Annotated in this window: 11 protein-coding genes; all 11 read left to right on the top strand. The window is 62.5% G+C overall.

Translation table 11 applies throughout. The annotated features are described in order from the left end of the window. Positions 1 to 92: 92 nt before the first annotated feature. The 11 genes from AC2YI2_RS23990 (at position 93) to AC2YI2_RS23940 (ending at position 11798) form a co-directional block, all read left to right on the top strand. The gene (locus AC2YI2_RS23990) at positions 93 to 671 is read left to right on the top strand and encodes a TetR/AcrR family transcriptional regulator (protein WP_487389028.1); all 579 of its coding nucleotides are present in this window, start codon (positions 93 to 95) and stop codon (positions 669 to 671) included. Between the two features lie 246 nt (positions 672 to 917). Next, entirely contained in the window at positions 918 to 2558 is a 1641-nt protein-coding gene (locus AC2YI2_RS23985; RefSeq protein WP_487389027.1) for an ABC transporter substrate-binding protein, read from the top strand. Between the two features lie 72 nt (positions 2559 to 2630). Continuing rightward, on the top strand, positions 2631 to 3641 hold the full coding sequence (locus AC2YI2_RS23980) for an ABC transporter permease (RefSeq protein WP_487389089.1): 1011 nt from the start codon (positions 2631 to 2633) through the stop codon (positions 3639 to 3641). Next, positions 3638 to 4567, top strand: a complete 930-nt coding sequence (locus AC2YI2_RS23975; protein ID WP_487389026.1) for an ABC transporter permease — start codon at positions 3638 to 3640, stop codon at positions 4565 to 4567. Before AC2YI2_RS23980 ends, AC2YI2_RS23975 begins: the two co-directional genes overlap by 4 nt. Next, positions 4564 to 5394: an ABC transporter ATP-binding protein gene (locus tag AC2YI2_RS23970; protein ID WP_487389025.1), complete on the top strand. Its 831-nt coding sequence runs from the start codon at positions 4564 to 4566 to the stop codon at positions 5392 to 5394. The genes AC2YI2_RS23975 and AC2YI2_RS23970 overlap by 4 nt, the downstream gene beginning before the upstream one ends. Continuing rightward, positions 5391 to 6149 carry an ABC transporter ATP-binding protein gene (locus AC2YI2_RS23965; RefSeq protein WP_487389088.1) on the top strand — a complete coding sequence of 253 codons (759 nt, stop codon included), beginning with the start codon at positions 5391 to 5393 and terminating at the stop codon, positions 6147 to 6149. Before AC2YI2_RS23970 ends, AC2YI2_RS23965 begins: the two co-directional genes overlap by 4 nt. A 226-nt stretch (positions 6150 to 6375) precedes the next feature. Next, positions 6376 to 7722 carry an LLM class flavin-dependent oxidoreductase gene (locus tag AC2YI2_RS23960; protein ID WP_487389024.1) on the top strand — a complete coding sequence of 449 codons (1347 nt, stop codon included), beginning with the start codon at positions 6376 to 6378 and terminating at the stop codon, positions 7720 to 7722. 25 nt (positions 7723 to 7747) lie between these two features. Next, a complete protein-coding gene (locus AC2YI2_RS23955; RefSeq protein ID WP_487389023.1) occupies positions 7748 to 8593 on the top strand; it encodes an ABC transporter permease in 846 nt (281 codons plus the stop codon). Between the two features lie 50 nt (positions 8594 to 8643). Next, a complete protein-coding gene (locus tag AC2YI2_RS23950; RefSeq protein ID WP_487389022.1) occupies positions 8644 to 9639 on the top strand; it encodes an ABC transporter substrate-binding protein in 996 nt (331 codons plus the stop codon). An 11-nt stretch (positions 9640 to 9650) separates the two neighbouring features. Further along, a complete protein-coding gene (locus tag AC2YI2_RS23945; protein WP_487389021.1) occupies positions 9651 to 10421 on the top strand; it encodes an ABC transporter ATP-binding protein in 771 nt (256 codons plus the stop codon). Positions 10422 to 10445: 24 nt separating this feature from the next. Further along, on the top strand, positions 10446 to 11798 hold the full coding sequence (locus AC2YI2_RS23940) for an LLM class flavin-dependent oxidoreductase (RefSeq protein WP_487389020.1): 1353 nt from the start codon (positions 10446 to 10448) through the stop codon (positions 11796 to 11798). Positions 11799 to 11820 lie beyond the last annotated feature (22 nt).

Here is an 11820-nt window from a genome sequence, read left to right as displayed (position 1 = left end):
GCACCGCCGGGACTTCCTCGGAAGCCCGGACGCAGAAAACAATATACGGAGGCACCCTCCGTTTATCAAGAGGCAGGCCCTATATTAGTCTGATGGAACAGAAAACGAGCGCAACACCGAGGAAACTGCGGGCCGATTCCATCCGGAATCGCGAGCTGCTGCTCAATGCGGCTGCCAGCGTCTTTTCAGCCGGCGGCTCTCAAGCAAGCCTTGAAGCGGTCGCCCGCCAGGCCGGCGTCGGAATCGGCACCCTCTACCGACATTTCCCGACGCGCGAGGCACTGTTCGAGGCTGTCTATCGTCACGAAGTGGACCTGTTGGGCGATCTGGCCGAACAGCTCGTGAAGGAGCAGCAACCCGTCGGAGCACTCAAGACCTGGCTTCTGGCCAATGTCCGGCTGGTTGCCGCCAAGCGAGGCATGATCGAGGCGCTGCAACTTGCCGCGCACGGCTCTTCCGAGCTGAAGGCCTATACCTACGAACGCATGCTGGGCGCGATCAGGCTCCTTCTTGACAAGGCGGTGCAATCCGGCGAGATCCGCGACGACGTACCTGCCGAGGATCTGTGGCGCACATTGATCGGCATCTTCTACGCCCAGGGCACGCCCGACTGGCAGCCGGGAGCGCTCCGCATGGTCGAGATCTTCGTTGACGGCCTGCGCCGGCGCTGACAGCGACACCCTGTGGAATCAGCCTGAAGTCGCGTGTGCCGCACAGACGTGCGTTCACGCCTGAACGCCCTCCTCAACCAGACCTGGTTGCGATTCCCTGAATCATAATATTAGATTGTCGAACGGGCCGGTACTGAATAGTCTGTCCGAAGTTTCCGGAAAGACAGCCGCGCATCCATGGGATGACAGGGCCGCCGGAACTCCAAAAACAACGACCCGCAAAGGGTCGACAGGGGAACGTGGATGATGATCGAGATATTGAATCGACGTTTGCGAATCTTTGCCACTGCCGCTGCGTTTGGCGTTCTTCTCGCGGCGAATGGCCCCGCCCATGCCGAGACCCCGGCCGATACGCTGGTCGAGGCCTTTGCGATGGATGACATCATCTCGATGGATCCGGGCGAAGCCTTCGAGCTCTCGACCGCCGAGATAACCGCCAACACCTATAGCCTGCTCGTCCGGCTCGATATGACCGACACGTCCAAGGTCAAGGGTGACCTTGCCGAAAGCTGGACCGTCTCCGACGATGGCCTGACCTATACGTTCAAGCTCAAGCCCGGCGTGAAATTCGCGTCGGGCAATCCGGTCACCGCCGAGGATGTCTCCTGGTCGTTCGAGCGTGCCGTCAAGCTCGACAAGAGCCCGGCTTTCATACTGACCCAGTTCGGCCTCGATGGCGACAATGTCACCGAGAAGGCGAAGGCGATCGACGATACGACATTCGTTTTCACCGTCGACAAGGCCTATTCGCCGAGCTTCGTGCTCAACTGCCTCACGGCGACCGTCGCCTCCGTGGTCGACAAGAAGCTTGCGCTCGAGCATGTCGCAGCCGTCACGCCATCCGACACCTACAAATATGACAATGATTTCGGCAATGCCTGGCTGAAGACCGGCTTTGCCGGCTCCGGTCCTTTCAAGCTGCGGGAATGGCGCGCCAACGAGATCGTCGTCATGGAACGCAACGACAATTACTATGGTGAGAAGCCGAAGCTGGCCCGCGTCATCTATCGCCATATGAAGGAAAGCTCAGGTCAGCGGCTGGCGCTCGAGGCCGGGGATATCGATGTCGCCCGCAATCTCGAGCCGGGCGATCTCGATGCCATCAAGAACAATCCGGATCTCGCCACCACCCGCGCCACAAAGGCGACTGTCTATTACATCAGCCTCAACCAGAAGAATGCGAATCTCGCCAAGCCGGAAGTCCGCGAGGCGTTCAAATATCTCGTCGATTATGACGCGATAGGCACGACCCTGATCCGTGGCATCGGCGAGATCCACCAGACCTTCCTGCCGAAGGGCGTTCTCGGCGAACTCGATGAAAATCCCTATAAGCTGGATGTCGCCAAGGCCAAGGAACTGCTGGCAAAGGCCGGGCTGGCCGATGGCTTCACCGTGACCATGGACACACGCAACACACAGCCGGTGACGGGCATTGCCGAATCCTTCCAGCAGACGCTGGCCCAGGCCGGCATCACGCTGGAAATCATCCCCGGCGACGGCAAGCAGACGCTCACGAAATACCGGGCGCGCAATCACGACATGTATATCGGCGATTGGGGCATGGATTACTTCGATCCGCATTCCAACGCCGAGACCTTCACGTCGAACCCGGACAATTCCGACGCAACCAAGAGCAAGACGCTTGCCTGGCGCAATGCCTGGGATGTTCCGGACCTCACGAAGACGACCGCGGACGCGCTTGTCGAAAAGGATCCTGCCAAGCGCGCTGAAACCTACCGGCAATTGCAGAATACCGTGCTGAGCACCGGCCCTTTCATCGTCATCTATCAGAAGACGGAAGTCGCCGGCCTTCGCCGCAACGTCAATGGCCTCAAACTCGGTCCGAGCTTCGACACGAACTTCGTCGACCGCGTTTGGAAGAACTGACCTGGAGGCCGCCGGTTGACCATTGTCGAGATACCACCTCCAGCCCAGCGCAAGCGTCCTGGCGCCGGCAGCATGTCGCTTTCGATCCTGCGCTTTCTGGTCATTGTGGTGACGACCTATCTCGGCCTGCTCGCCGTCACCTTCTTCATCGGGCGGGTCATACCGATTGATCCCGTGCTGGCGGTGCTCGGCGACCGCGCGCCGGCCAGCGTGGTGGAGCGGACGCGCGAGGAGATGGGCCTCAATCTGCCGCTCTATCAACAGTTCTTCCACTATGTGAAGGCGGCCGCGACCGGCGATTTCGGCGTGTCCGTCCTGACGACCAATCCGGTCATGAAGGATATTGGCCGCGTCTTCCCCGCCACGATCGAACTCGCGACGCTGGGCACGCTGATCGGCGCGGCGATCGGAATTCCCTTCGGCGTCCTCGCAGCCGTCAAGCGCGGATCGCTCGTCGACCAGATCGTCCGCATCGTCGGTCTCGTCGGCTATTCTGTCCCAATCTACTGGCTCGGCCTGCTGTCTCTCGTCTTCTTCTACGCGCAACTGAGATGGGTGGCGTTTCCCGGACGCATCGATATCGTCCACGAATATAGCTTCACGCCGATCACGGGCTTCTATCTCATCGACAGCGCCTGGCAGGGGCAATGGGACGTCTTCCGGGATGTGTTCCGCCACATCATCCTGCCCGCCTGCCTGCTCGGCTATTTCTCGCTGGCCTATATCAGCCGCATGACCCGGAATTTCATGCTGAACGAACTCGGCCAGGAATATATCGTTGCCGCGCGGGCCAGGGGGCTCTCGGAAGCGCGGATCGTCTGGGGCCATGCGCTCCGCAACGCCGCCGTGCCGTTGATCACGGTGATTGCGCTGTCTTATGCCGGCCTCCTGGAAGGGTCGGTGCTGACGGAGACGGTTTTCGCCTGGCCGGGTCTCGGACTTTACATCACCAATTCATTGCAGAATGCCGATATGAATGCCGTTCTCGGCGGCACGATCGTGATCGGCGCGGTTTTCGTCGGCATCAATCTCGCATCCGACCTTCTTTACCGCACGCTTGACCCACGGACTCGTGCCCAATGACTGAAATGACTTCGAGCCGCATGACACGACGCGAATGGCTTTTGTCCGATCGCCCTCAATCGCGGATGCAGGCGCGCCTCGGCAAGGCCTATCTGACCTGGGCCCGCTTTTGCGCCAATCGTCTGGCTGTCGTGGGACTGGTGATCATCATTGCGCTGCTCCTGATTGCCGCCTTCGCCAATGTCCTCGCCCCCTACAGCCCCGTCATCGGCAATCTCGCCGGTGCCCGGCTGCTGCCGCCGGGAAGCGAAGGCTATCTGCTCGGAACCGATGATCAGGGCCGCGATATCCTCTCCCGCCTGATGTATGGCACGCGGCTGACGCTGACCGTGGTCCTTCTGGTTGCCGTCATCGCCGCGCCGGTCGGACTGGTCGTCGGCACGGTATCCGGCTATGCCGGTGGCTGGATCGATGCGATCCTCATGCGGATCACGGACATCTTCCTCGCCTTCCCCAAGCTGGTCCTCGCTTTGGCTTTCGTCGCCGCCGTGGGGCCTGGCATCGAGAATGCCGTCATCGCCATGGCGCTTACCTCCTGGCCGCCCTATGCGCGTATCGCGCGCGCAGAAACGCTCGCTTTGCGCAACTCCGATTACATCGCTGCCGTGCGGCTGATGGGCGCCTCGCCCTTCCGCATAGTCTTCCGGCATATCATGCCGATGTGCCTCTCCTCGGTCATTGTCCGCGTCACGCTCGATATGGCGGGCATCATCCTGACGGCGGCCGGTCTTGGCTTCCTCGGGCTGGGGGCGCAGCCGCCATTGCCGGAATGGGGTGCGATGATTGCCTCCGGCCGGCGCTTCATTCTCGATCAATGGTGGGTCGCGACCATGCCCGGCATTGCCATTCTCACCGTCAGCCTCGGTTTCAACCTGCTCGGCGACGGCCTGCGTGATGCGCTCGACCCGCGGGAGAGCAATCAGTGAACCTGCTTACCGTCGACGATCTCAGGATCACCTTTCCGAACCGCACCGGGCGGGTGGAGGCTGTGCGCGGCATATCCTTCGAACTCGGCCGCGAGAGACTCGGTATCGTCGGAGAAAGCGGTTCCGGAAAGTCCCAGACCGGCCGGGCCATTATCGGCCTCACGCCGCCGCATGCCGAGGTCACGGCCAGGGAACTGACCTTCGAGGGCATCGACCTGCTCACTGCGACGCCGAAGATGCGGCGCCAGCTTCGTGGCGAAGGCATCGCAATGATCTTGCAGGACGCGCGTTATTCCCTCAATCCGGTCATGAGCATCGGCCGGCAGATCGTCGAGACGCTCCGCTCGCGCCGCAGGATCAGCAAGGCCGAGGCGCGCGAGAGGGCACTCGCCATGCTCGAGGCCGTGCAGATCAGCGACCCGCGCCGCGTCTTCGATCTCCACGCGCATGAAGTCTCGGGCGGCATGGGCCAGCGTGCGATGATCGCCATGATGCTGATTTCCGAGCCGGAGCTGCTGATCGCCGACGAGCCGACATCGGCGCTCGACGTCACGATCCAGCTCGAAATCCTGCGCATCCTCGACCGCCTGGTCGGCGACCGGGGCATGGGCCTGATCCTTATCTCGCATGATCTCAGGCTCGTCTCATCCTTTTGCGATCGTGTCATTGTCATGTATGCCGGCAAGATCGTCGAGGAACTGAGGGCGTCGGAATTGTCGAAGGCGCGCCATCCCTACACGCAGGGGCTGCTAAAATGCCTGCCGTCGATCGGCTCGAGCCAGCACCCGCTTCCCGTGCTGGAACGCAAACCTGAATGGGCACTATGACCGAGGTCATCAGAATCGACGGCCTCTCGGTCAACTTCGGCGGCTTCAAGGCGTTGGACGACGTCAGCCTTTCCGTGGGTGAAGGCGAATCCTTCGGGCTCGTCGGCGAATCCGGTTCCGGCAAGTCGACCTTGCTGCGCGCCGTTGCCGGCCTTTCTCCCGTCAGCGCTGGCAAGATCACGGTCACCGGCACCCAGCTCGCAGCCAATCGACGCAACCGGGATTTTTACCGGCGCGTGCAGATGGTGTTCCAGGATCCCTATGGATCGCTCCATCCCCGCCAGACCGTCGACCGCCAGCTTCTTGAGCCGCTCGTTATTCATAGCATCGGCGATCAGGAGCTGCGCATCCGCCGGGCGCTCGACGAGGTCGGGTTGGGCTCGGGGTTTCGCTTCCGATATCCGCACCAGCTGTCGGGCGGGCAAAGGCAGCGCGTGGCGATCGCACGCGCGCTGATCGTCGAACCCTCGATCCTTTTGCTGGATGAGCCGACTTCGGCGCTCGACGCATCGGTGCAGGCGGAAGTTCTCAATCTTCTCGAGCAGATCCGCAATGAGCGCGAGCTGACCTTCATCATGGTCAGTCACGATCTCGGCGTCATCACCCATATGTGCCGGCGCCTGGCGGTCATGCAGAGCGGCCGCATCATCGAGCGCCTCACCGCCGCCGATCTTGTCGAAGGCCGGATATCGGAGAGCCATACGAGCAACCTCGTTCTGGCTAGCCAGGGGTTCACGCGCGGCTCGACAATCTAGCCAGCCCATACGTTTAGGCGTGCCCGATCAGAGCGACGTCGCTGTTCATCAGCCCCGCCGCGGTAAAAAATTCCTCGTCTTCCTGCACTGAAGGAAAAGCCATCGCTAAAATGCCTTCACTTTGCAAAAATAATAGTCTATATATTTTATAGACAATATGCGATCTTCCTTGCACTGTTTCGCTGCCGTACCGGCGAAGCCTGGTTGACGAAAATGGAGAGGGTCGATGACGAGACAGATCAAGCTTGGCGCATTCCTGCCCGGCGGCGGACAGCACATCGCGTCCTGGCGCCACCCGGACCAGCCGGTCGATGGTGCCACGAACTTCAAGTTCCATGTCGAGCTGGCGCAGACTGCCGAGCGCGGTCTCTTCGACGCCTACTTCCTGGCGGATGGCCTTGCGGTCGCCTTCGGCGGCGGCATCGAGGGTGGCAATGCACGGGTGGTCGGCTTCGAGCCCGTCACGCTGTTCTCTGCGCTCGCCCCTTTCACGAAGAATCTCGGCTTCATTGCGACTTCGTCGACGACCTATGAGGAACCCTATTCGGTCGCCCGCAAATTCGCCTCGCTCGATCTGATCTCCGACGGCCGCGCCGGCTGGAATGTCGTGACCACCGCGACAGAGGCCGCGGCGCGCAACTTCAATCGCGACCAGCAGCTGCCGCATGCGGCGCGCTATCGCCGCGCTGCCGAACATGTCGCCGTCGTCAAGAAGCTCTGGGAGAGCTTCGAGGACGACGCCTTCCTCCGCGACCGCGATAGTGGCGTCTACTTCGATGTCAGCAAGGTGCATCGCACCAACCACCGCGGCGAGCATTTCCAGGTCGAGGGTCCGCTCAACGTTTCCCGCTCGCCGCAGGGCCATCCCGTGATCGTCCAGGCCGGGCAATCCGACGATGGGCGCGACCTCGCGGCCGCCACGGCGGAAGTGATATTCACCGCACATCAGAAGCTCGACACCGCCCAGGAATTCTACCGCGATATCAAGAACCGCGCCCGCGGTCATGGGCGCGATCCCTCCCATGTCCTGATCATGCCCGGCGTTTCGCCTTTCGTCGGCCGGACCGAGGCCGAGGCGCGCGAGAAATATGAGCGCCTGACGAGCCTGATCGTCGAGGAAGACGGTCTCGCGCTGATCAACGCGCTGACCGGTGGCGAACTCGATCTCAAGGGTTTCGACCTCGATGGTCCCCTGCCACCCGTCACGCCGACGGAGGGAATGAAGAGTCGCCAGGAACTGATCCGCCGCATCGCCGACGAGAACAATTTCTCGATCCGCCAGCTCTACCAGTGGATCGCCTCCGCGCGCGGCCATTTCACCATCGTCGGCTCCGCTATCCAGATCGCCGACACACTGCAGGAATGGTTCGAGAATGAAGGTGCCGACGGCTTCAACATCCTCCCGCCCTGGCTGCCGACCGGTCTCAACGACTTCGTCGATCTCGTGATCCCGGAACTGCAGCGCCGCGGCCTGTTCCGCACGAAATACGAGGGAACGACGCTTCGCGAAAATCTCGGCCTGCCTTTCCCGCAGAACCGATGGAGCGCCGCCTACACCGAAGCCGCCGAATAATCGACACCGGAGAAGGGGATATCTCATGGCCATCGAGACCGAACAGCAAGTCATCCTGCCGAGCTATGGTGCCACGCCGTTCTGGCGGACCGGACCGGTGAAGGACGCGCTCACCCTGCTGCGCAATGTCATCTCGCGTTATGGACTGCTCATCGCCTTTGCCGTCCTCTGGCAGATATCGCCCGCGCTCGGTTGGACCAATCCGGCGGTGCTGCCGCCGCTCGATGCGATCTTCGTCGCGCTGTGGAATGGTGTCACGGTAGGCACCTTTGCCCATGACATCACCATCAGCCTGCAGCGCGCGGGCTTTGCCTTCGGCGCGGCTGTCGCCGTCGGCATCCCGCTCGGCCTTTTCATGGGCCAGATCAGGGTCATCGAGCGCAGCCTCGATCCGGTGCTGCAGCTCTTCCGGCAGACCTCGGCGCTCGCGCTCTATCCGGTCTTCATCCTGCTGCTCGGTCTCGGCGAGACCTCCAAGGTCTTCGTCATCTTCTGGGCGACACTGTTCCCGATCCTGCTCGCAACGATCGGCGGCGTGAAGCAGGTCGATCCGAAGCTGGTCGAAATGGCCCGCGTCTATGGGGCCAAACGGCTCACCGTGTTCCGCCGCGTCGTGCTGCCGGCCTCTCTGCCGCAGATTTTCGTCGGCCTGCGCCTCAGCGCCACGACCTCGCTGCTGCTGCTCATCGCCGCCGAGATGATTGGCGCCAATTCCGGCGTCGGCTTCCAGGTGATGAACGCACAGTACAATTTCCAGATCCCGCTGATGTTTGCGGCGATCCTGCTGCTCGCGTTACTCGGCCTTACCGCCAATTTCGTCCTGGAAAGCCTGCAGGCCCGGCTGTGCCGCTGGTCGAAGGTCAAGGACTGACGGCCGACGCCGACTTCACAATTCAATCTATCCAACCAACGGAGCTTTAAATGCTGATTTCCCGTCGTACTTTCGGCCGCGCTGCTGTCGCCGCCGGCCTGCTGCTTGCAGCCCCCGCCTTCGCCGCCGAACCGGAGCAGGTCGAGATCCGCTATCTCGCCAGCCAGGGCGGTCTTGCCGCTCACGAACTCGCCGACGCACTCGGCTACTTCAAGGATACCGGCATCACGCTCAAGAATGTCGGCTACGCCCAGGGTGGCCCGGCCTCGCTGTTTGCGCTGGCGTCGGGTGACGTCGAACTCGGCAGCGCGGCAACGGCCGCCGTGCTGAACTCGATCGCCGGCGGCAATGATTTCGTCGCTGCCTATGCCTCGAACGGCATCAACAAGTCGACCGAGAGCATCTTCTACACGCTCGAAGGCAGCCCCATCAAATCGATCAAGGACCTCGCCGGCAAGACCATCGCCGTCAATACGCTCGGCGCCCATTTGGATTACACGGTGCGCGAGGCGCTCCACTCGGTCGGCCTGCCGGAAAATGCCGCCAAGCTCGTTGTGGTGCCCGGTCCGCAGCTCGAGCAGGTCCTGCGCTCCAAGCAGGTCGACATCGCAGCATTCGGTTACTGGCAGAAGACCTTCGAGGGGGCTGCCCTGAAGAATGGCCCGCTGCAGAAGATCTTCGGCGACACCGATGTTCTCGGCGAGATCGCCGGCGGCTTCGTCGTGCTGCGCCGCGACTGGACCAAGGAACATCCGGCGGCGGCGAAGATCTTCGTCGAGAAGTCGCAGGCAGCACTGGAATATGCCCGCCTGCATCCGGAGGAGACCAAGGTCGTGCTTGCCAAGGCGCTCGCCGCCCGCAACGAAAACCCCGATATTGCGCAGTATTTCACCGGCTTCGGTGTGCGTGAAGGCGGCAAGGCCGTGCCGCGTGACCTGCAGTTCTGGATCGACATCCTCGCCCGTGGTGGCGTGCTGAAGCCCGGCCAGCTGAAGGCTGAGGACATTCTCTACGATCCCGCCAACTTCACAGTAGCCGGCAACTAAGGAGCGGACCGATGGCTGTCGCTGAATTGACCAACCGTGGAGAGGTCACGATCAGGAACCTCTCCAAGTCCTACTCGATCAATGGCCGCCATCTCAATGTGCTCCAGGGGGTCAGCAACCACGTTCAATCAGGCGAGATCCTCGCAATCGTCGGCGCCTCCGGCTCCGGCAAGACAACCCTGCTCAGGGTGCTTGCCGGGCTCGAGGATGCCGACCGCGGTGACGTGCTGATCGACGGCAGGCCCGTTCACGGTGTGGGCACGGACCGCGCCGTCATCTTCCAGGAGCCGCGGCTCCTGCCCTGGCTCACGGTGCTCGACAACGTCGCTTTCCCGCTCGAAAACCGTGGCCTTGGCAAGACCGAGGCGCGCAATCGCGCACGGCACTATGTCCAGCTCGTCGGCCTCGGTGAATTCTCCGAAGCCCTGCCGTCCCAGCTTTCGGGCGGCATGGCCCAGCGGGTCGGCATCGCCCGGGCGCTCGCCGTCAAGCCGGAGATCCTGCTGCTCGACGAGCCCTTCGGCGCGCTCGACGCCATGACCAAGATCACCATGCAGGAGGAACTCTCCCGCATCTGGCGCGAGGAGAAGGTGACGATGATCCTCGTCACCCACGACCTCGAGGAGGCGGTCTATCTCGCCGACCGCGTGCTGATCCTCTCCAAGGAAAAGGGCGGTCGCACCCGGGAGATCGACATCGACCTGCCGCGTCCGCGCAACAGAAGCGAGCAGCGCTTCGTCAAGTTCCGCGAACAGTTGTTGAATGAATTCGGGCTGCACTGAGCAGCGTCCGAAAAGGAGATTGAAATGGCCAAACGTGACGGTCAAATGAGCCTTGGTGCCTTCCTCCTCTTCACAGGCCACCATCTCGCCGCGTGGCGTCATCCGGGCGCCTCCGACAGCACCTGGTTTTCGGATTTTGCCCGCTTCGCCCGGATTGCCGAGGAAGCCAAGTTCGACGCAGTGTTCCTTGCCGATAGCGTGAGCGTGCGTGGGCAGAATGCGGATGCGGCAAGCCGCAAAGCCCATTCCGGCTTCTATCCATTCGAACCGATCACCCTGCTTTCGGCGCTTGCCACGGTGACGAGCCGGATCGGGCTCGTCGCGACGGCGTCGTCGAGCTTCTCGGATCCCTACAATCTCGCCCGGCAATTCGCCTCGCTCGACCATCTCTCGGATGGGCGCGCCGGCTGGAACCTCGTCACCTCGGCCGATCCGGGCGCCGCCTACAATTTCAGCCGCGATGCCATCATCGCCCATTCCGACCGCTACAAGCGGGCCGAGGAATTTGTGGATGTCGTGACCGGTCTTTGGGATACGAGCGATGACGACGCCTTCCTGCGCAACCGGGAGGCCGGGGCCTATTTCGATGCGGACAAGGTGCGTCCGCTCCATCATCGCGGCGCCTTCTTCCAGGTTCGCGGGCCGCTCAATATTCCCCGTCCGCCGCAGGGCCATCCCGTCGTGGTGCAGGCCGGTTCGTCCGAGCCGGGCAAGGAGCTCGCGGCGCGCACTGCCGAAGCGATCTTCACCGCCCAGCAGACGCTCGAAGGCTCCGTTGCCTTCTATGCCGACCTCAAGGGCCGGCTTGCCAGATATGGCCGCTCGGTCGACGACGTGAAGATCCTGCCCGGCGTCTCCCCCATCGTGGGCAGGACGCGGCAGGAGGCGGAGGACAAATTCGAACAGCTGCAGGCCCTGCTGGAGCCCTCGGTCGGTCTCGATATGCTGGCCGATCTTGCCGGTGTCGATGAAGTCAGGTCACTCCCCGTCGATGCCCTGATCTCGGACCTGCCGGAGACAGAAGGCGGCAAGAGCCGCCGCGCGCTCTTCCTCGAGCTTGCGGCCCGCGAAAACCTGACGCTTCGCCAGCTCTACCAGCGCGTCGCCGGCGCCCGTGGCCACTGGCAGGTCGTCGGCACGGCCGAGGATATTGCCGACCAGCTCGAAGAGCGCTTCGTCAATTACGGCGCCGACGGCTTCAATATCATGCCGCCAGTGCTGCCCTGGGGCCTCACGGATTTCGTCGAACTCGTCGTACCTGAGCTTCGTCGCCGCGATCTGTTCCGCACGGAGTATCAGGGATCGACGCTGCGCGAGCATCTCGGGCTTCAGCGGCCATCGCCCCGGAAACTGGACCGCGTCGAGGCGGCAGAATAATTCCGGAGGATGCCGAGCGTTG

This window comes from Rhizobium sp. SRI_017, assembly GCF_057586295.1.
Note: the sequence above shows the minus strand (reverse complement) of the source record. Positions and strands in the feature narration are given on the sequence as shown.